This is a genomic window from Vibrio hepatarius, assembly GCF_018860525.1.
Taxonomy (GTDB): Bacteria; Pseudomonadota; Gammaproteobacteria; order Enterobacterales; family Vibrionaceae; genus Vibrio; species Vibrio hepatarius_B.
On the sequence record NZ_JAHKPM010000050.1, the window covers coordinates 71090 to 90566 of the forward strand.

General features: G+C 41.8%; 21 protein-coding genes. 13 read left to right on the forward strand and 8 right to left on the reverse strand.

What is annotated here, in order from left to right:
• Positions 1–2: 2 nt before the first annotated feature.
• From hisC to KO511_RS14365, 7 genes are all read left to right on the forward strand, one after another.
• On the forward strand, positions 3–1043 hold the full coding sequence (hisC, locus tag KO511_RS14335) for a histidinol-phosphate transaminase (protein WP_215988095.1): 1041 nt from the start codon (positions 3–5) through the stop codon (positions 1041–1043).
• Positions 1044–1107: 64 nt separating this feature from the next.
• Entirely contained in the window at positions 1108–2181 is a 1074-nt protein-coding gene (hisB, locus tag KO511_RS14340) for a bifunctional histidinol-phosphatase/imidazoleglycerol-phosphate dehydratase HisB (protein WP_215988096.1), read from the forward strand.
• 14 nt (positions 2182–2195) lie between these two features.
• Positions 2196–2810 carry an imidazole glycerol phosphate synthase subunit HisH gene (hisH, locus tag KO511_RS14345; RefSeq protein WP_215988097.1) on the forward strand — a complete coding sequence of 205 codons (615 nt, stop codon included), beginning with the start codon at positions 2196–2198 and terminating at the stop codon, positions 2808–2810.
• Positions 2811–2821: 11 nt separating this feature from the next.
• Positions 2822–3559, forward strand: a complete 738-nt coding sequence (hisA, locus tag KO511_RS14350; protein WP_215988098.1) for a 1-(5-phosphoribosyl)-5-[(5-phosphoribosylamino)methylideneamino]imidazole-4-carboxamide isomerase — start codon at positions 2822–2824, stop codon at positions 3557–3559.
• On the forward strand, positions 3541–4314 hold the full coding sequence (gene hisF / locus KO511_RS14355) for an imidazole glycerol phosphate synthase subunit HisF (protein WP_215988099.1): 774 nt from the start codon (positions 3541–3543) through the stop codon (positions 4312–4314). The genes hisA and hisF overlap by 19 nt, the downstream gene beginning before the upstream one ends.
• Complete coding sequence (hisIE, locus tag KO511_RS14360) at positions 4311–4946, forward strand: bifunctional phosphoribosyl-AMP cyclohydrolase/phosphoribosyl-ATP diphosphatase HisIE (RefSeq protein ID WP_215988100.1); 636 nt, start codon at positions 4311–4313, stop codon at positions 4944–4946. The genes hisF and hisIE overlap by 4 nt, the downstream gene beginning before the upstream one ends.
• A 187-nt stretch (positions 4947–5133) precedes the next feature.
• Complete coding sequence (locus KO511_RS14365) at positions 5134–6654, forward strand: EAL domain-containing protein (RefSeq protein WP_215988101.1); 1521 nt, start codon at positions 5134–5136, stop codon at positions 6652–6654.
• Between the two features lie 12 nt (positions 6655–6666).
• Here the strand turns inward: KO511_RS14365 and KO511_RS14370 are convergent, their stop codons facing one another.
• On the reverse strand, positions 6667–7881 hold the full coding sequence (locus tag KO511_RS14370) for a putative manganese transporter (RefSeq protein WP_215988102.1): 1215 nt from the start codon (positions 7879–7881) through the stop codon (positions 6667–6669).
• Positions 7882–8065: 184 nt separating this feature from the next.
• Between KO511_RS14370 and KO511_RS14375 the strand changes: the two genes are divergently transcribed.
• Positions 8066–8971, forward strand: a complete 906-nt coding sequence (locus KO511_RS14375) for a manganese-dependent inorganic pyrophosphatase (protein ID WP_215988103.1) — start codon at positions 8066–8068, stop codon at positions 8969–8971.
• A gap of 63 nt (positions 8972–9034) precedes the next feature.
• Positions 9035–9430 (forward strand): DUF2750 domain-containing protein, encoded by a 396-nt coding sequence (locus tag KO511_RS14380; RefSeq protein ID WP_215988104.1) that lies wholly within the window; start codon positions 9035–9037, stop codon positions 9428–9430.
• Positions 9431–9455: 25 nt separating this feature from the next.
• Here the strand turns inward: KO511_RS14380 and KO511_RS14385 are convergent, their stop codons facing one another.
• The 7 genes from KO511_RS14385 to pspF all read right to left on the reverse strand — a co-directional run bounded on the left by KO511_RS14385 (position 9456) and on the right by pspF (position 16597).
• The gene (locus KO511_RS14385; protein ID WP_252724383.1) at positions 9456–10247 is read right to left on the reverse strand and encodes a DUF2927 domain-containing protein; all 792 of its coding nucleotides are present in this window, start codon (positions 10245–10247) and stop codon (positions 9456–9458) included.
• Positions 10248–10260: 13 nt separating this feature from the next.
• Positions 10261–11046 (reverse strand): peptide ABC transporter ATP-binding protein, encoded by a 786-nt coding sequence (locus tag KO511_RS14390; RefSeq protein ID WP_215988105.1) that lies wholly within the window; start codon positions 11044–11046, stop codon positions 10261–10263.
• Positions 11043–12041, reverse strand: a complete 999-nt coding sequence (locus tag KO511_RS14395) for a peptide ABC transporter ATP-binding protein (RefSeq protein ID WP_215988106.1) — start codon at positions 12039–12041, stop codon at positions 11043–11045. The genes KO511_RS14390 and KO511_RS14395 overlap by 4 nt, the downstream gene beginning before the upstream one ends.
• Positions 12041–12928 carry a putrescine export ABC transporter permease SapC gene (gene sapC, locus KO511_RS14400; RefSeq protein ID WP_215988107.1) on the reverse strand — a complete coding sequence of 296 codons (888 nt, stop codon included), beginning with the start codon at positions 12926–12928 and terminating at the stop codon, positions 12041–12043. The genes KO511_RS14395 and sapC overlap by 1 nt, the downstream gene beginning before the upstream one ends.
• Entirely contained in the window at positions 12915–13877 is a 963-nt protein-coding gene (locus tag KO511_RS14405) for an ABC transporter permease (protein WP_215988108.1), read from the reverse strand. Before KO511_RS14405 ends, sapC begins: the two co-directional genes overlap by 14 nt.
• A complete protein-coding gene (locus KO511_RS14410) occupies positions 13877–15496 on the reverse strand; it encodes an ABC transporter substrate-binding protein (RefSeq protein ID WP_215988122.1) in 1620 nt (539 codons plus the stop codon). Before KO511_RS14410 ends, KO511_RS14405 begins: the two co-directional genes overlap by 1 nt.
• Before the next feature lie 99 nt (positions 15497–15595).
• A complete protein-coding gene (gene pspF, locus KO511_RS14415; protein WP_171362112.1) occupies positions 15596–16597 on the reverse strand; it encodes a phage shock protein operon transcriptional activator in 1002 nt (333 codons plus the stop codon).
• 212 nt (positions 16598–16809) lie between these two features.
• Here pspF and pspA point away from each other — a divergent pair, with 212 nt between their 5' ends.
• The 4 genes from pspA (at position 16810) to KO511_RS14435 (ending at position 19477) form a co-directional block, all read left to right on the forward strand.
• Positions 16810–17478: a phage shock protein PspA gene (gene pspA / locus KO511_RS14420; protein ID WP_215988109.1), complete on the forward strand. Its 669-nt coding sequence runs from the start codon at positions 16810–16812 to the stop codon at positions 17476–17478.
• Between the two features lie 148 nt (positions 17479–17626).
• Complete coding sequence (pspB, locus tag KO511_RS14425; RefSeq protein WP_125321831.1) at positions 17627–17860, forward strand: envelope stress response membrane protein PspB; 234 nt, start codon at positions 17627–17629, stop codon at positions 17858–17860.
• Positions 17853–18242 (forward strand): envelope stress response membrane protein PspC, encoded by a 390-nt coding sequence (gene pspC, locus KO511_RS14430; RefSeq protein WP_125321829.1) that lies wholly within the window; start codon positions 17853–17855, stop codon positions 18240–18242. The genes pspB and pspC overlap by 8 nt, the downstream gene beginning before the upstream one ends.
• Positions 18243–18445: 203 nt before the next feature.
• Positions 18446–19477: an efflux RND transporter periplasmic adaptor subunit gene (locus KO511_RS14435; RefSeq protein WP_215988110.1), complete on the forward strand. Its 1032-nt coding sequence runs from the start codon at positions 18446–18448 to the stop codon at positions 19475–19477.

Below are 19477 nucleotides of genomic sequence, written 5' to 3' on the forward strand. Positions count from 1 at the left end.
CAGTGGAAAAGCTAGCAAGAAAACGAGTCCAAACGCTTACACCATATTTGTCAGCTCGACGGATTGGAGGCACTGGAGACGTGTGGTTAAATGCCAATGAATCACCATTCGATAATGAATATAGAACGAATTTCACCCGCCTTAACCGGTATAGTGAATGTCAGCCGCAAGCGTTGATATCCACCTATGCGGCTTATGCCGGCGTAGGAAAAGAACAAACTTTAGTTTCCCGTGGTGCTGATGAAGGTATTGAGTTGTTGATACGAGCGTTTTGTGAACCGAGCGAGGATGCAATTTTATACTGCCCGCCGACTTATGGCATGTACTCAATCAGTGCTGAAACTCATGGTGTCGAGCAAAAAACGGTACCATTAACGTCTGATTGGCAGCTTGATTTGTCAGATATTGAAGCCAATCTTGATAGAGTTAAGCTCGTGTTTGTTTGTTCGCCAAACAACCCCACGGGAAATTTAATCAAGCGTGAAGATATAGTTTCTTTACTCAAGCTAACGAAAGATCGAGCAATTGTAGTTATGGATGAAGCTTACATCGATTTTTGTCCAGAAGCATCAATGGTTGATTTGCTCGATCAATACCCTAATTTGGCAATTTTACGTACCTTGTCGAAAGCGTTTGCACTTGCTGGTCTGCGTTGCGGATTTACGCTTGCTAACGAAAAGATAATTAATATTCTACTTAAAGTTATCGCACCATATCCAGTCCCCATTCCAGTTACTGATATTGCTATACAAGCGTTGTCTCAAGCTGGTTTAGCCCGAGCAAAGTTTCAAGTACTCGATTTGAACGCTAATCGTGCTTATATGCAGGTAGGGCTTTCGATGATCCCTGACCTAGACGTTTTTGAAGGTTGGGGGAACTACTTATTGGTTAAATTCCCAGATGGTGACGCTTTTTTCAAAGCAGCTTGGGACACGGGGATCATCTTGCGTAATTCACCCATTGAGAATTGTGTACGAATTAGTATCGGTAACCGTGAAGAGTGCGAGAAAACCCTTGGTTTTATAAGAAACTACTACTCATAAGTAGTCATGAATTCATTGTACTCACAGAAGAGTGAGTGCTAAAAATTGTAATAAGGAAGTTCGAGTGAGCAAACAGAAAAAAATCCTTTTTATTGACCGTGATGGTACCTTAATTGTGGAGCCGCCAAGTGATTTTCAAGTCGACCGCTTAGACAAGCTAAAACTAGAGCCATTTGTCATTCCAAGTTTATTATCCTTGCAAGATGCTGGGTATAGGCTTGTTATGGTGACCAATCAAGATGGCCTAGGTACGGACAGTTACCCACAAGAAGATTTCGATGCACCACACAATATGATGATGGAAATTTTCGAGTCTCAAGGTGTGATGTTTGATGATGTACTGATTTGTCCGCACTTTGAAGAAGATAACTGTTCATGTCGCAAGCCAAAGCTTGGGTTGGTAAAAGAATACCTGCAAGCAGGTAAAGTCGATTTTCAAAACTCTGTGGTCATTGGTGATCGCCACACGGATCTTCAACTAGCGGAAAACATGGCCATTCGGGGTATTCAATACAATCCAGAGACCATGAATTGGAAGCAGATTTTAAAAGACCTGACGGTAAAAGCACGCATTTCAGATGTAGTACGTACCACCAAAGAAACGGACATTAAAGTTACCGTTAATCTTGATGAGCAAGGTGGTAATGATATCTCAACTGGCTTAGGTTTTTTTGATCATATGCTGGATCAAATCGCGACTCATGGTGGGTTTCAGATGGTGTGTAAAGTGGAAGGTGATTTGCACATTGATGATCACCACACAATTGAAGATACTGCTTTAGCCCTCGGTCAGGCGCTAAAAGAGGCGTTAGGTGACAAGCGTGGAATTGGCCGTTTTGGTTTTAGCCTGCCGATGGATGAATGTTTAGCACAATGTGCGCTTGACTTATCTGGGCGCCCTTACCTGAAGTTTGATGCCAAATTTGGCCGTGAGCAAGTCGGCGACCTATCGACTGAGATGGTTGTGCATTTTTTTAGATCGTTAACTGACACATTAGCATGCACGCTGCATCTATCTTCATGTGGTGATAATGATCACCACATCATTGAAAGTCTATTTAAAGCCTTTGGTCGAACATTACGCCAAGCAGTCAAAGTTGATGGCAAAGAACTACCAAGCAGCAAAGGTGTTCTTTAAAGGAGAGTCGTGCAATGACTGAACAGAAAGTTGTCATTATAGATACAGGCTGTGCCAATGTGTCTTCGGTAAAGTTTGCCATTGAGCGTTTGGGTTATAGCGTCACTATTTCAAAAGATCCTCAAGTGGTGTTATCAGCTGATAAGCTATTTTTGCCAGGGGTTGGTACCGCAAGTGAAGCGATGAAAAACTTAGCAGAACGTGATCTTATCTGTTTGGTTAAACAAGTAGAAAAGCCGTTACTAGGTATTTGTTTGGGGATGCAGCTTTTGGGTAAAGTATCGCAAGAGAAAGGTCAAAAATCCGATGATCGAGTCGAATGCCTTGGGCTTTGTGATGGTGAAGTAATACGACTCCGTGCAGGCGATTTGCCATTACCTCATATGGGCTGGAATACAGTGTCTGCAGAAAGAAGTCACCCTCTTTTTCAAGGTATTGATGAGGGCGAATATTTTTACTTTGTGCACAGCTTTGCAATGCCAGTCTGTGAAGATACTATCGCGCAAAGTACTTACGGTAATCCGTTTACGGCAGCAGTTCAATGTGGTAACTACTACGGTGTACAGTTTCATCCGGAACGTTCTTCAAGAGCGGGTGCCAAGCTTATTCAAAACTTCTTAGAACTATAAAGGGACGTAGTGTGATTATTCCAGCTCTTGATTTAATTGAAGGCCAGGTCGTTCGCCTTTATCAAGGTGATTATGGCCAAGTAACCGAATACAAAGTCGATCCAGCAGAGCAGTTCAACTTATACCATCAAGCAGGTGCAAATTGGCTTCACTTAGTTGATTTAACGGGTGCCAAGGACACGACTGCGCGCCAACTTGAGCTTATTGCTAAATTACTTGCAAGTACGCCAGCCAATATCCAAATTGGTGGTGGGGTTAGGGAAGAACAAGATGTGGTTGATTTATTAGAAGCGGGTGCGCAGCGCGTTGTTGTGGGTTCTACTGCGGTAAAACATCCAGAGCTTGTAAAAGGTTGGATGGAAAAATATGGTGCTGAAAAAATCGTTTTAGCGCTCGATATCAACATTGACCAAGACGGAATCCGTAATGTTGCGATTTCTGGCTGGCAAGAAGATTCAGGCATTACCATCGAAGCCTTGATCAACGATTTCTTAACCGTTGGGCTCAAACACGTGCTCTGTACTGACATCTCTCGCGACGGCACGTTAGAAGGCTCAAATGTTGAGCTTTATGTTGATCTATGCCGACAGTATCCACAGGTTCAGTTCCAGTCTTCTGGCGGTATCGGTTCATTAGCAGATATCGAAGCATTAAAAGGCAGTGGGGTTGCTGGTGTGATTGTTGGTAGAGCGTTGCTTGATGGTAAGTTCACAGCGAAGGAGGCATTTGTATGTTGGCAAAGCGAATAATCCCATGCCTTGACGTACGTGATGGGCAAGTGGTGAAGGGGGTTAAATTTCGCAATCACGAAATTATTGGTGATATCGTACCCTTGGCGAAACGGTATGCTGAAGAAGGCGCTGATGAACTGGTATTTTACGATATTACTGCATCAAGTGATGGTCGTGTAGTAGATAAAAGCTGGGTGGAGAGAGTTGCTGAAGTAATTGATATCCCATTTTGCGTTGCTGGAGGTATTAAATCAGTACAAGATGCAGCACGTATTCTTAAATTTGGCGCTGACAAAGTCTCTATTAATTCTCCAGCATTAGCAAACCCAGAATTGATCACTAAACTTGCCGATAAATTTGGCGTTCAATGTATTGTCGTTGGGGTTGACTCATACTACGACGAAGAAACAGGAAAATATCAGGTTTATCAGTTTACTGGCGATGAGGAGCGCACCAAAGCAACCCAATGGGAGACGAGTGATTGGGTGCAAGAAGTGCAGAGCCGTGGTGCAGGGGAAATTGTATTAAATATGATGAACCAAGATGGAGTACGTAATGGGTACGATATCAAACAACTAAATACGGTCCGAAAAATATGCAGAGTACCGCTCATTGCGTCCGGTGGTGCTGGTACAATGGAACATTTTGCACAAGCGTATCAGCGAGCAAATGTTGATGGTGCGTTGGCGGCATCCGTATTCCATAAGCAGGTCATCAATATTGATAAATTAAAACAATATTTAAAACAACAAGGTATAGAGGTGCGTTTATGAATTTCAAAGCAGATGAAGCTAGGTTGCTGGTGGGACGAATTAACTGGGAAAAAGTGAATGGCCTAGTACCTTCTATTGTGCAAGATTTCCAATCGAGCCAAGTTCTGATGATGGGATACATGAATCACGATGCTTTGGAAAAAACTTACGAAACTGGTCAGGTGACGTTTTTCTCTCGTACTAAAGAACGCCTTTGGACGAAAGGAGAGTCTTCAGGCAATGTATTACAGCTCGTTAATATGTCTTTGGATTGCGATAATGATACCTTACTTATTAAAGTTAATCCTATTGGACCTACATGTCATTTGGGAAATACTTCTTGTTGGAATGATGATACTAAAGAAGAGTCGCAAATGGTGTGGCTTAGCCAACTAGAACAGTTGCTTGCTTCGAGAAAAAAAGCCGATCCAGAATCATCCTATACTGCCAGTCTTTATGCTCGTGGTACTAAGCGTATTTCACAAAAAGTGGGTGAAGAAGGTGTTGAAGTTGCACTTGCGGCAACATCGGGGGATAAGGCTGAGTTAGTCTGTGAGTCGGCAGATTTGGTGTACCATTTGCTGGTGTTACTTCAAGATCAGGGACTTTCGCTGAATGATGTTATCAACAAATTAAAACAGCGACATAACTAGCTAAATTCGTTACCTAATCTACTTATGTGGTGACAAGATCACCGATTTTAGGCTATTTACCTTCTGTACATAGTATTGTCGAATGGAAGGTAAATAGTGATTATTTAATACTTTCTACTAACTGATACTTATAATACTAATAAATCAGAGCCTATAATTGCCTTAAGCGTTTATCGAGAAAGAGATAATGAGAAACTACTTAAAGGCAACTCCACTTTTGACAAGACTTGTTCTCACGTCTATTTCATTTGTTCTACCTGTAGTGCTTGGCACTATTCTTCTGTTTGTTTTGGCTCAGAATAGCTTACAGCGTGAAATGAACCGTTCTCTTGAATCTGGAGTGGTATTACTTGATAGACTTCTCTGGAATGCAGATGCGGCCGCGCAACGTGCGTATCCTTTTACTCAAGGGCAATGTGATGAGGTCTTACCTTATATTCGCGATTTGGTGGTGATCATTCCAGATGTCAGGATGCTCACTCTTATTAAAAATGGGAGAATATATTGCAGCTCTTTACTTGGAGAAGTCGATACGCCATTACCAGACTATAAGCTAGTTGATAATTCCCTGGTTCTTATGCCAAGTTCTCCGATAACGCCTAAAGAATCGGCTCTGAGTTTCGTCATGACGAATGGAGAGATTAGCGTTGCGTCTTCCATCTCTGGATATTATTTAAAAAACATTTTGACCTTGACTAGTCAAGAAAAAATGATTCACCTACAAATTGGTGAGACATGGATAGATAAAACAGGTCATGTCAGTACAAGCCCAATAAAAAGTACCTTAAGAGTAAACTCTAAACATTATGCTTATTCTTTGAGCGTGTGGCTTTCAGGAGATGATTATTTAGATTTTATGGTCTCCCACAAACAATCGGCAATGCTTATTTTGATTGGATTTTGTGCGGTAATGGCTTGGTATACGTACTGGATCACTGGTAAGCCTGAGTCAATGAAAGACAAAATTAACCGAGCCATTTACAACAAAGAGTTCGTTCCCTACGTTCAGCCTTATGTCGATAGCGATTATAATATTGTTGGCGCGGAAGTATTAATGCGTTGGAACGATCCTCAAGAAGGTCTTATACGTCCTGATCTTTTTATTCCATTAGCGGAAGAGTCGGGATTGATTATCCCCATGACTAAATTAATTATGGCTCAGGTAGGGGAACAACTGTCGTTACACCAAGATTTGTTGGGAGAAGGGTTTACTGTCTCATTTAATATATCGGCAAAGCATTGTATTAACTCTGACCTACTTGAAGATAGTTTGAGTTTTCTCAACGCTTTTTCACCGGGGAAAGCTCGATTGTGCTTAGAGCTTACAGAGCGAGAGTTAATAGAAAATACTGAGGAAGCTCAAAACTTATTTACGGCATTACATGAAAACAATATTCAGTTAGCAATTGACGATTTTGGTACCGGGCATTCGAGCTTGCGATATTTACATCAATTTCGGTTTGATGTGTTGAAAATCGATCAAAGTTTCATTCGTATGATTGGTAATGACTCTGTATCTGCCCATATCGTTGAAAACTTGCTGGATCTAGCCTCTCGGCTTGGAATGAAAACGGTGGCTGAAGGTGTAGAAACACTTAAGCAAGTCGAATACCTTGCCCAGCATAAGGTTCACTGCCTTCAAGGTTATTATTTTGCTAAGCCGATGCCAATTAAAGCGTTTATCGATTCAATATCAAACCAGTCGTAAACAGGTGTAATATTACATTTCAAATACAAAGTAATATGCATAACCAACCACTAGAGCTGGAAGTGCAGAATAGAGAGTTGCAACCAGCGCGGCTTTTGGTGCAAGTGCAATAGCAGGGAATAGAGCATCACCATCATTTGAAATTGCATTAGCTAACTGAGTTGAAAGTGGTACCGCCCCTGATATATATAAACTAGTGACAAGTATTTGTGGACCACACCCAGGAAGGATCCCCACGGCAAGCCCAACGAAAGGCATCCATACTCCCCAGCCAGAGAACGCGCTGACAAGATCAATATCACCAATTGTTGTTAATAGCTCAAAGGACATGAATGCCAAGATTACCCAAGCTGTAACAAAGTTGGTATCTTGAGCTGCTTTTTGCAATGGGTGTGAGGTGATGGTTTTCGCATCCTCAGAAACGGTAGAGCGGTAATCTTTTATTTCTTTTGTTAATGACCATAGGAGCATACTAATCACAATAAGAACGGCTCCAATCCATTCTACAGTTTCAGCAGGAAGCACCAGCAATTGGTTGATATCAACTTGAAAGGATCCTAAGAAAGCGACTATCGTGGCGGGAATGATAAGCCATTTCCAAAATGCTCCTTGGAGGTTAATGGCTTTTTTCTCGAAGTTAGTCTGTGGGCTGGGATCTGACTGGCAAGTATACTTAATATCAGAGGTTTCTCTGTTTTTGGGGCGTAAAAAACTGTCTGGATGGATAGCATTAACTGCCCAGCCAGTGATACACCCTATGACAATACCTATTGCGACAACGAGTATACCGATATCGGGCTTACTGGCGAGAAGCAAAAAGGCCGCATCCCCCATTGTTGATGTCAATACAGCGACTATCGCTCCAAACCCAACTCGGCCACTGACAAATTGAGTTGTCACTATAATAGCGCCTCCGCATCCAGGTAGGGCACCGAGCAGTGATGCAAATAATACTTGGCAATGACGGGAGCTTTTATAGAGGTTGACTATCTTGTTGTCTTTATTCATCCAAAGAGAAAGATAATGATAGATAGCAAGAGTAAAGGCGACATAAGCAGAAACAGCCCAAAAGGCATCAGAAAGCGTTGTTACTGTTAAGGATCGAGAAGATTCATTAAGTATTAATGCGATGAGAGTGGCAGGTAGCAGGAGCCTTTTGTATGCAGGACGAAACTGAGAGAATTTAAGCCAGCTAGGTATAGAGAAGGAAAGTCGAATCGAATTCATTATTTACTAAATCTAAATGATAATGGTTATCAATTTAGATTTGTGTGCCACTATTTGCAACCAAAATTTGTGATTTAGCTATTTATTTTTTCTAACCCATGACAAATTTCAAAATTCAGGTAAAGTATCTGGCTTTGTGGGTAATTGCCCAGTATGGGTTTATTGAAGTCGTATAGGAAAAAAGATGATTCTAGTTGTAGGTCACAAGAACCCTGATAGTGACAGTATTTGTAGTGCCTTAGTGGCAACCGAACTACTTAACGCGCGTGGTGTTGAAGCCATGCCGATCCGGCAAGGTGAAATCAACCGCGAAACTCAGCATATTCTTGATGTTGCTGGAGCCGAACTGCCAGAGCTTCGCACCTCTGTAGCAGGCGAAAAAATTTGGTTAGTTGATTATTCTGATCTTGCTCAAGCACCGGATGATGTGGCTGAAGCTGAAATCTTGGGTATCGTAGATCACCATAGATTAGGTGATGTGATGACCATTAACCCGATGGAAGCTTGGATTTGGCCTGTTGGTTGTACCAACACTATCCTTTTCAATATGTTTAAAATTGAAGGCCATGAGATTTCACCAAAAATTGCTAAGCTGATGATGTCGGCTATTTTGTCTGATACTGTTGGTTTTGCTTCACCGACATGTACCCAGAAAGACAAAGATGCAATCGAAGAATTGGCTAAAATCGCCGATGTATGTGACATCGATGCTTTCATTAAAGACTTGCTGATTGCGAAAACCAATATTGAAGGACTCTCTGCTGCACAATTGGTAGAGAAAGATCTCAAGGGTTACCCATTTAATGGTCGTGACGTTGTTGTTGGTCAGGTTGAACTCGCCACATTAGAACAAGTTGATGATATGATTGGTGCACTAGAGTTGGATCTCGAACGTCGATGTGCTGAAGAGAACTTAGCTTTTGCAGCCGTGATGTTGACAGATATTACAACGGCTAACACTCGCCTATTATACAGAGGTGAGTGGGCAGAAAAGCTGACCAAGCATGAACGTGACGGTATGCTAATGATGGAAAATACTTTGAGTCGTAAGAAGCAAGGTTGGCCTTGGCTTCAAACTGAGCTAGTTTAAGCGACTCGGTCATTGATCATAGCACCCACTTCAACGTGGGTGTTTTATTGAAGGAATAAGTAAATGCCGCAACCACTCTCGCAGCAAGAGATAGAATCTGTCCAGAAAATGCTTGAAGATGAACGATTTAATTACGCAGTAAACGAAATCGCTAAGCACAAAAATGTTTGGATTCTCACTGACGAACATGGCTGTGTAATGCTCAATACAGAAGATGAAGACTGTGTACCAATCTGGCCGCATCAAGAGTTTGCTAACCAGTGGGCTAACGGGGATTGGGAACACTGTAAAGCGGAATGTATTTCTACTGCCAAATGGTTTAGCCGTTGGACTCATGGCCTTGAAGATGATGAGTTGTCAGTTGTGGTCTTTCCAAACCACAATGAAGAAGGCTTAGTACTTTTCCCAGAAGAATTTGAGTCAGAGTTAAAAAAAGCCGATAAAAAGCACAAGCGCTAGTTTGCTGTAGCCATGTTATTAAATATTAATATCCGACAAGTTGAAATAATTCTGTCGACTTAGCTATAGTAACCGCTTGGGTTAGCACACCTTGGCTCTGGTAGCGGCTAAGTATGGCGTCGACGGCTTGCTGAGTTTGAGCTAAGTTCATACCAGACCTTAATTCCGGCTCGTAGAGCATTTTTAATAAAATAACATCTAGGGGTGAGAGCAAATTCTCAGGTGTTTCATCATTAAAAATGGATGGGTAAGCCGCTTTTGTATCATTTGGAAGTCCCAGTGTTTGTGTGATTTCTTCGACAATACATGCAAGTAGCTTCCCGTGTTCTCTTGCTTGGTCAACAGGGATGATGATGACAGCAGAGTCAATTTCATTGGTTACTTTATTTGTTTGATAGCCAGCCTTACATATTGCACCATGAGTGTATTTTAGAGCACCTGCTCCGAGTTCTTTTTCAATATCACCTTCCCATTTTGATTTCTGGGTATATACCCACACAATATTTGCTTTGTCTCGTTTTGTGACTCGTTTGATTGAATGCCCAGTGATAGTAGATAAATCTCTCAGGTGGGTATTGGTTAATTGGTCATGTAGGGCTTGGTCAGCAACTTTATGTTGGACCCAAACTTTAATTGGTTTCTCCCACTTAGTGAGATGTCGAGTTCCTTGAGAATATTCATTCTTTAGCGCCACTTCTAGAAAGGCTTGTTTGACAAAGTTCGGGTCTAGCCAAGTCTGCGTCAAAGCATAACTGCTTTTAGCCGTACTACAATTGAGTAGGAGACCCATCGCTATCCTTAGCATAAGGTTTTTCATTGGCTAAATCTTGCTACCTGAAGCAGGTTGCTTTATTAAAGTGGCTTTCAACCAGTCGTTGAGTAATCACGTTGGCTGGACAGGTTAAGATTTGTTGAGTTTCTCCAGCTTCGACTACTTGACCATCGTGCATGACCATGACTTTATCAGTAATATGTTTCACCACACCTAAATGTTGTGATACATAAATAAATGATACCCCCATCTCTTCTTGTAGTTCTAAAAAGAGGTTAATGATCTGGGAACGCATTGCCATATCTAAGCCATTAAGTGCTTCATCAGCCACAATAACGGAAGGTTGTAAAATTAATGCACGTGCGAGGCATATCCGTTGTTTTTGTCCGGCAGCCAACATTTGAGGATAAAAATAAGCGTGCTCGGGAAGTAAGCCAACTTTGAGCAATACATTTTTCACTCTTGACACCCGTGCCTCTGGCGTCATTTCTGTATTTCTTTTAAGCGGCCCTTCAAGAATGCGCCCAATTTGGAGGCGTGGATTAAGTGAAGTATTAGGATCTTGAAAAATCATTCGAATCAACTTACACCGTGTGGAATAATCTTGGTGTTCTAATCGTTCGCCATTAACTTTTATCTCGCCTTTTGTTGGTTCGATGACACCTGCCAACATTCGCGCTAGAGTCGACTTACCTGAGCTATTTTGACCAATTAAACCTAGGGTTTGCCCAGCTTCTAATGTGAAACTGACCGGTTTAACAGCTTGGTAGACTTTTTTATGAAACAACCCTGACCTAGTGACAAACGTTTTGCTTAATTCGTTGACTTCCAGCAATGAACTCATACTTTATTCTTCTCCATATTTAGAGGGAAATGGCAGGCGAATTTGTGAGTTTTTACTCGGTTCGTTTTGGGCATTTCGACGCATTGGCGTTGCGCGTACGGGCAGCGAGGTCCAAGTCTACATCCAATAGGTAAGTGCTGCAGTGGTGGAATTGTTCCAGGTAAAGATTCCAACTTTTGTTTGTGGGGAATTTTTTCACTGAAGTCTGGCATTGCTTTAAGCAGAGCGACAGTATACGGGTGTTTGGGTTGGCCGAGAATTTTTTTTGTGTCAGCTGATTCAACAGACTGACCACAGTACATAACGGTAATTCTGGTTGCCCATTGCGTTATCGTCGTGAGATCATGTCCTATCAGCATGATTGAAGTGTTGTTGATTTGATTCATACGACTGAGTAAGCGTAAGATTTGTGATTGTGTTATGGGATCGAGATCATTGGTCGGTTCATCAGCAATCAGTAATTTTGGTTTTGCAGCTATTGCCATTGCAATCATGATCATTTGGCATTCGCCGTCAGTCAGTTCATATGGGTAGCTCGACATAATGTCAACATGATTCTTTATGCCGACTTTATGAAGTAGGGTAATGGCTTGTTTTTTTCGCCACTTAAAACGTTCCCACCATTTACCTGAGAATGAATGAGAGGGGATGGATTCAATGAGCTGGCTCCCCACTTGTTCAGAGGGGTCTAAACAAGTGGAAGGCTCTTGGAATATCATTGCGATATCTCTCGCAATAACACGGCGACGTTCTTTTGGTGTAAGTTGCAACAAATCAATGTTGCCTAAACGCATTCTGTCAGCGGTCACTTTCCAATTGTCTTTACAAACACCTACAATAGCTTTGGCTACAAGACTTTTACCAGAGCCTGATTCACCTACCAAACCACGAATTTCACCTTCACTCATCGTTAGGCTCATTCGATCTACCGCTTTCATTAATCCCTGCGGTGTCTCGATTTCAATAGTTAAGTGACGAATATCCAGTAGTGGCATTATTCTATCCCCGCATTGAGAGCTTGACGGACTCCTTCGCCGACAAGGTTAATGACGATGACGGTAAACATAATTGCCAGTCCTGGTAAAGTGACGGTCCAAGGTGCAAGATAAATAAGTTCTACAGAGTCACCGAGAACGGCACCCCATTCAGTGCTAGGCGCTTGTGCTCCTAAACCAAGAAACCCTAACGCGGTAATATCTAAAACAGCAATAGAAAGTGCGAGTGTTACCTCTGCTGCAATGACAACAAGAATATTGGGTAAAATAGAGTTCCAAAGAAGATAAAAATCATTTGCCCCATCAAGGCGCGCGGCGATGATGTAATCTTTTTCAACTTCTGTATGTACAGCGATATATATGGAACGAACAAACCTGGGAATTAAAGCCAAACATATCGCGAGTAGGATATTGAATTCACCAAAACCGAGGAAAGCAACAAATATGATGGCTAAAAGGAGTGAGGGAATGGACATTATGGTGTCGAGCAGGTGGTTGAGTACACTAGACAATAAACCCTTTGTCATCCCCGCTAGAATGCCGATTAAGCAGCCTACTATTGTTGCGACAAACGCAATGATCACTGCTGCCCCAAATGTTAACTGAGACCCTACGATTAGGCGCGATAATATATCTCGCCCTAAATCGTCAGTACCAAGGAAGTAATCAACAGTCCCTGCAGGATTCCATGAGGGTGGAATAAGCAATTCCCCAGTCTGAGCTTGTGGATCGTGTGGAGTGAGCCAGGGTGATGTTAGGGTTATAACGATAACAATGCCTAAACACCAGAGGCCAAACATTGCAAGTCCATTTGAGCGATAGCTACGCCAAAAGCGCTCAAATTGAGTAGGAACGCGCTCTTCCTGATAAATGTTATCGGTTAGCATACCATTCTTTCCTTACTAATGGATTCACCATTGCGCCCAATAAATCCGACAGTATATTGGCGGTGAGAACCAATGTAGCAACTACCATCACCCCAGCCTGAATTGAGACATAATCTTGATTGGATAAAGCATCTAGCAGCCATCGACCAATTCCGGGCCAATTGAATATTGACTCTGTAATAATTGCCAATGTCAACATACTTGATAACTGTACACCGATCTTAGGTATGATAGGTGGGATGGCATTTCTTAATACATGCTGGGTAACGATTTCATGAGTGGCGAGACCTTTTATTTTCGCTGCACGGATGTAATTTTGACTCATGACTTCAGCCACAGAAGATCGCATTAAACCAATCACTTGCGTTGTTGGCGTGAGTGCGAGTACTAGGCAAGGTAAAATTAGATGCTCAAGCACGCTTTGAAGTGCATGTGCGCGATATTCTCCTTGAGTCAAAGAAGCATCGAGGATAGCAAACCCTGTGAAATGCTTGATTTCGTATAAAAGGTCATATCGCCCCGCGACTGGGAACATCTCAAAATGGAATGAAAATGCCATGATCATCAATAGAGCAACCCAGAAAATAGGAGCGGAATAACCAGACATGGAAGTAAATGAAATAGCGGTATCAATCCATTTTCCCTGTTTCATTCCAGCAAGGGTGCCAATTGGAATTCCGACCAAGAGAGAGAAAACAAAAGCAATAAGGCAAAGCTCTAGGGTTGCTGGAAATACGATTGCTAGCTCGCTAGATATAGGAACACCGTTTTTAGTCACACCAAAATTTAGGTGCATTAACTCGCCTATGTACGTCATCCAACCTTGCCAAAAACTCTCAGCAAGCCAAGGAGAGTCGGGATCTAACCTAAGCAGGCTAAAGCCAACCATAGACAGTATTAATAACGTAATAATAAATAAGTTGATACGCTTAAGTGTATAGAGAAACATTATTTTACCCTCTCTACCGTATCAAAAGGCTGTACGTTAAATGGGCTAATTTTAAACCCTTTTAAAGAAGAGTCGAAAGCTTGAAACTGCATCCCATGGCTAAGTGGAATAACAGGAAATTCTTCGTTGAGAATATTTTGAGCTTGTTTGTATAAATTGAGTCGATAGCGCGGTTTATCGACCTCAAGGGCAAGATCAAGTAGAAAATCGAAATCTGCGTTGCACCAACTAGACACATTCAAGCCAACTTTTTTGGAGTCGCAGGACAACAAAGGTCGCAGAAAATTGTCTGGATCGCCTGTATTAGCAATCCAACCAGTGAGGTATAAGTCAACATGTTGGTTGTTTGCGACGTTAGAACGGTCGAAGCGATCGTCTGTCAGTAAATTCAAGGTTATACCTATATCGGCAAAATTTGCTTGAATTAATTCGGCGGTTTTTCTTGGGCTAGGGTTGTAGGCTCTTGGTTCTAATGGTACCGACATAGTTAACTCTAGCCCTTTATCAAATCCAGCTGCTTTCATCAAGGCGATAGCATAATTCCTGTCATAGCGAATTTGAACGTTGTCTTTTAGGTAAGCCCAAGAGTTTGGTGGCAATACTGAATAAGCTTGGCTACCAGTACCGTAATAGACTGATTCAAGGATATTTTTGCGGTTAATTGCATAGTTCAGTGCTTTTCTTACACGAGGATCGTTGAGTGCAGGATTAGTTGTGTTGACAGCGATAAAGGAGATGTTCATTGCCGGTTTTACCATCAATTTGATATTTTTTTGTTGTTTGATAGTAGGGATCTGACTAGAAAGAGGGGAATTTAACACATCGCATTCGTTTCGTAGCAGTTTTGCTAATGTACCAGTGCCTCGATGAGAAATATCAAACACGATCTGACTCATTTTGGGTTGACCTCGCCAGTAGTTTTTGTGTCGCTTGAGTCGTATGAGGTCATTAACCTGATAATCGTACAAATAGAAAGGACCAGTTCCTACAGGATGGCTGTCTATCCTCGTTTTATCATCTGCTATAGTTAGCCCTCTGGCATATTCTGCTGAATGAATAACAGCGTGGCTGGTGGCAATATTTGATAAGAAGGTATTATCTGGGCGGCTTAACGTGAAGCGAACTTGGTACGGTGAGATTGCTTGGACATCTGTCAGCAGGTTTTGGAAATCAATACCACTAAACCAAGGATAAAAGCCGCCCCCTACATTATGGTAAGGATGCGCAGCATCAATAATACGTTGAAAGCTGAATACTACATCTTGGGCGTTTAATGGTCGTGTTGGAGAAAACCAAGGGGTTGTTTGAAAGGAGACATTCTTACGTAAGTTAAAAATATACACTGTCCCTTCTTTATTTACTGACCAACTAGTAGCAAGGTTTGCAACTGGTTTGAAATTATCAGGGTCAAGGGTTAAAAGTGTGTCGAAAACTTGTGGGCTTAATGTTTCCGAAGTGATACCACTTTCGACCAATTGCGGATTAAAACTGTCGGGTCCACCCTGACCGCAATAGACGAAGCCAGTTTGACGAATTTTACTGTGATCAAGGCCCTCGCCACAGCCGGCAAGTAAGGTAAGACCACATAGACTTAATGTCAGTTGAATAAATGCTTTCATAGCGAGAACGACTGTCATGGACAAATCACAATATAACTTGTCATTATGCCCTAATAGTTCAGTAATTTACCAATAATAGTTTCAGCTCTACCAAATAAGTTAGGTAATAGACGAGAGGTCATACTTTCTTATCATACCTCTAAGCTGATGATAGCTCAGACCCAGCATATCGGCAGCTTTACGTTGGTTAAACTTACTTTGTTTTAACGCAGCTTTTAGCAAAGCGATGTCTTGCTCCTGTTGCCAAGTTTTATAATCTATAGGGAAAGTAAAATTGTTAATGCTCGATTTGATGTCAGGATTGGTGCCGTGAGTGTCTTGTTCTTCTGCTTTCCATTGACTTAAAAAGGGGTTGAATATTAGGTCTTCGATGGGCTCATATTGGTGTCCGTTTTGATAGACGCCTCGTTCAACGACATTCTTTAATTCACGTATGTTTCCGGGCCATTGATAATCAATGAGTGCCTGCTGAATACCTTTAGAAAAACCAACAAAATATTCAAGTTCGAGTTCACGGCACATTTTAATGGCGTAATATTCTGCTAGTAAGAGGATGTCTGCTTTTCGTTCGCGAAGTGGGGGAAGGTGGATGACATCAAAAGCCAGCCTGTCTAGAAGATCTGCTCTGAAATGACCTCGAGCTGCCATTTCGGGTAGATCGGTGTTGGTCGCGCAGATAAGACGAACATTGGCATTGAGTAGTTGATGCCCACCGACTCTTTCGTATTGACCGTATTCAATCACTCGAAGCAGCTTTTCTTGAACTAAAAGAGGCGCAGTGGCAAGTTCATCTAAAAAAAGAGTGCCATTTTCTGCTCGTTCAAAGCGTCCTTTATGTAGCCCTTTTGACCCTGTAAATGAACCTTGTTCATGACCAAATAGTTCAGAATCAATCAAACCCTCGCTCAATGTTGAGCAATTAAGTGAGATAAGTGGTTGGTCCCAACGTTTTGAAAGGTAATGCAAACGTTGGGCGATAAGCTCTTTACCCGTTCCTCGCTCACCAATGATAAGAACTGGGCGATGTATAGAGGCGAGTTTTGATACCTTGTCTAGCACTTCTAGGAAATTGGGAGACTCGCCGATGAGGTTTTGCTGCATTATAACGCATTCCGTAGGTGAAATTTACCTAATATTGGCTAAATTCATCAAAGATTGATAGTACTTTTAATGCTTGCTTTATTAACTAATTGTTTTATAAGAATTAATAAGTTGGCACATATCTTGGTTAATAGAAGTTGGTCACATTTAAACTGATAATTCAAGATAACCTAGGGATATGGTCGCTGGGGCATCAGATAAGGAGCTAAGTTATGGGTATTTTCTCGCGTTTTGCAGACATCATCAATTCAAATATAAGTGCACTATTGGATAAGGCAGAAGATCCAGAAAAAATGATACGCCTCATAATCCAAGAGATGGAGGATACACTAGTAGAAGTACGCACTAATTCAGCAAAAGCCATTGCTGACCAAAAAGAATTATCGCGTAAAGTGGGTATTATCGATCAACAGATCAACGAATGGCAAAATAAAGCAACTTTAGCCTTGACTAAGCAGCGTGATGATTTGGCAAGGTCGGCATTAATAGAAAAGCAAAAACTGCAAGATATGCTCAAAGGAATGCATACCGAGCAGAATCTAGTGGTAGAAACGATAGAAAAGTTAACCGGCGAGATTGCTAAGCTGGAGAGTAAAATCACAGAAACTAGAGCTAAGCAGCAGGCTTTGGCGATTCGTTCACAGACGGCTTCAGGACGTCGTGATGTACAAAAACATTTGCATACAGCTCGAAGCTCTGAGGCGATGGCTAAGTTTGAGCAGTATTCTAGAAAAATTGATGAGCTTGAAGCTGAAGCGGATGTTTATGCTCAGTCTGGTAACGCTAAGTCGTTAGATCAGGAATTTGCTGAACTTAAAGCGCAAGATGATATTGAAAAAGAACTCGAGACTCTGAAGCAGCAGGTAAAAGCCAAAAAATGATTGGCTACCGCTAAGTGAAGTATTTATAGTCAAATAGAGATTCGTAACCTGATATTTTTCATTTATAAAACAGCACACTGATAAAGTTCATTGTTGCTTGGTTGACGGCAAAGTCTCACGCTAAGCAAGCATTATTTAGGAGTTCCATATGTCATCATTTTTTATTGCTGGGCCTTTAATTGTTTTCTTGATATTTGTGGCGCCACTCTGGTTGATATTACATTATCGCAGCAAGAAAAAAGCCGCAGGTGGCCTTTCAGAAGATGATTTTAACCGGCTACAGACGCTGTCAGAAAAAGCGGATCAGATGCAAAAACGTGTTGAAACCCTCGAGCGAATTTTAGACACAGAAACACCTAGCTGGAGACGTCGTTATGAATAATAGAGAGCTGTATCGAGATACTTACAATGGCAAACTTTCTGGGGTATGTGCAGGGCTTGCCAATTACTTTGGCTGTGAAGTTTGGCTGATAAGGATTTTGGTGATCTCTGCAGCTTTATTAGGTGGTAGCTTTCTTGTATTGCTCGCATATATAGCCATGACACTAATGTTGGAGAAGCAGCCAGAAAATTATGTGATGTCGTTGAAAGCCGAGCAGGAACATAAGCTAAAAAGCAAACCTTGGCAGCAAGGACAAACACCTGACGTGTTACTTAACACACTTGAAAAAGACTTTGATATTTTGGAGGGACAAGTTCGTGAGTTAGAAGCGTATGTTACTTCCGAAACTTTTAAAGTCGACAGAGAATTTAGCCGTTTGTAAGTCAATAATGGGAACTAAGGTGACACTTCCCAGAAAATAGCCAATTATTATAATAATTTACTGGTAACTGGCTGGCAGTCATATAATCATTCATCTATCTTTGGGTTTGTTGACTTTTAGGGTTGGTTTTAATTTTTTACAAAAATCAATCTTGAACAGGAAACAGGCCCTAATATCTCTAAGTGACTATTGGATGACTGATTATGCAATCAAAGTTTTTGCTTCTTACTGCTGCCACTTTATTAAGCGGTTGTGGTAAAGAGTTACCTCCTGTTCCTGAGCCAGAATCTAGGCCCGCAAAACTTTTCACCGTTTCAGTCGGCAACGCACAATTTGAAAGACATTTCCCTGCTACATCTGAAGCAGGAGACAGAGCTGTTTTAGCTTTTCGAGTGCCTGGGCAGCTACAATCAATAGATGTGTTATCTGGTCAGCCTGTTACTAAAGGGCAAGTGCTCGCCTCTTTAAACCCAGACGAATATTCTTTGCTCGCCAAGCAAGCAGAAGCTCAGTTCCGTTTAGCGGACGTTCAATATGAGCGTTACAAAAAACTGCGAATTGATAAAGTCGTTTCTGAACAAGATTTTGATCAGGCTAAAGCGAACCATAATTCTGCGAAAGCATCATTAGAACAAGCGCAGGCCAATTTGCGTTATACAAAGTTAGTCGCCCCTTACAATGGAACAGTTTCTATTATACCAGCAGAAACCTATCAATATATTGCTGCCAAGCAAGGCGTGATGAATATTCAGACCAATCAACTGATAAAAATCCTATTTCAGTTGCCTGACCACTTACTTAATCGGTTTGCTTCAGGGGTCAATCTTACCGCTTCAATGAAGTTTGATGCGTTTCCGGACAACGATTACGTACTGACTTTCCAAGAAGTGGATACAGAAGCGGATCCGAAAACTGGCTCATATAAAGTGACCATGGTTATGGAGCGCCCACTAGATGTAGGTATTCTGCCCGGAATGGCGGGAGAGGTGAATGTTAAAGTTGATTCTTTAGGTGCTACGCGGATCCCGAATACCGCTGTTTTTGAACAAAATGGAGAAACCTGTGTTTGGCGCGTTGATTCATCCGGTGTGGTCGAGAAAGTGAGCATAGTGTTGGATGAAAAACGTCAAGTCAAACGTGGCCTTGAGGATGGGGACCGTATCATTATTTCTGGCGTGAATGACATTGAGTCTGGCATCAAAGTGAGAGAGTGGGTTAAGGAGAGAGGGCTGTAA

What these genes read in the sequence shown, in the direction of transcription:
- hisH (WP_215988097.1), top strand. Translation starts at nt 2,196, where the DNA reads ATGACTGAACAGAAAGTTGTCATTATAGATACAGGCTGTGCCAATGTG.
- sapC (WP_215988107.1), bottom strand. Translation starts at nt 12,928, where the DNA reads ATGCTAACCGATAACATTTATCAGGAAGAGCGCGTTCCTACTCAATTT.
- hisIE (WP_215988100.1), top strand. Translation starts at nt 4,311, where the DNA reads ATGAATTTCAAAGCAGATGAAGCTAGGTTGCTGGTGGGACGAATTAAC.
- pspB (WP_125321831.1), top strand. Translation starts at nt 17,627, where the DNA reads ATGTCATCATTTTTTATTGCTGGGCCTTTAATTGTTTTCTTGATATTT.
- KO511_RS14405 (WP_215988108.1), bottom strand. Translation starts at nt 13,877, where the DNA reads ATGTTTCTCTATACACTTAAGCGTATCAACTTATTTATTATTACGTTA.
- KO511_RS14370 (WP_215988102.1), bottom strand. Translation starts at nt 7,881, where the DNA reads ATGAATTCGATTCGACTTTCCTTCTCTATACCTAGCTGGCTTAAATTC.
- hisF (WP_215988099.1), top strand. Translation starts at nt 3,541, where the DNA reads ATGTTGGCAAAGCGAATAATCCCATGCCTTGACGTACGTGATGGGCAA.
- KO511_RS14365 (WP_215988101.1), top strand. Translation starts at nt 5,134, where the DNA reads ATGAGAAACTACTTAAAGGCAACTCCACTTTTGACAAGACTTGTTCTC.
- KO511_RS14375 (WP_215988103.1), top strand. Translation starts at nt 8,066, where the DNA reads ATGATTCTAGTTGTAGGTCACAAGAACCCTGATAGTGACAGTATTTGT.
- KO511_RS14385 (WP_252724383.1), bottom strand. Translation starts at nt 10,247, where the DNA reads ATGAAAAACCTTATGCTAAGGATAGCGATGGGTCTCCTACTCAATTGT.
- KO511_RS14380 (WP_215988104.1), top strand. Translation starts at nt 9,035, where the DNA reads ATGCCGCAACCACTCTCGCAGCAAGAGATAGAATCTGTCCAGAAAATG.
- pspA (WP_215988109.1), top strand. Translation starts at nt 16,810, where the DNA reads ATGGGTATTTTCTCGCGTTTTGCAGACATCATCAATTCAAATATAAGT.
- KO511_RS14410 (WP_215988122.1), bottom strand. Translation starts at nt 15,496, where the DNA reads ATGAAAGCATTTATTCAACTGACATTAAGTCTATGTGGTCTTACCTTA.
- pspF (WP_171362112.1), bottom strand. Translation starts at nt 16,597, where the DNA reads ATGCAGCAAAACCTCATCGGCGAGTCTCCCAATTTCCTAGAAGTGCTA.
- KO511_RS14395 (WP_215988106.1), bottom strand. Translation starts at nt 12,041, where the DNA reads ATGCCACTACTGGATATTCGTCACTTAACTATTGAAATCGAGACACCG.
- KO511_RS14390 (WP_215988105.1), bottom strand. Translation starts at nt 11,046, where the DNA reads ATGAGTTCATTGCTGGAAGTCAACGAATTAAGCAAAACGTTTGTCACT.
- pspC (WP_125321829.1), top strand. Translation starts at nt 17,853, where the DNA reads ATGAATAATAGAGAGCTGTATCGAGATACTTACAATGGCAAACTTTCT.
- KO511_RS14435 (WP_215988110.1), top strand. Translation starts at nt 18,446, where the DNA reads ATGCAATCAAAGTTTTTGCTTCTTACTGCTGCCACTTTATTAAGCGGT.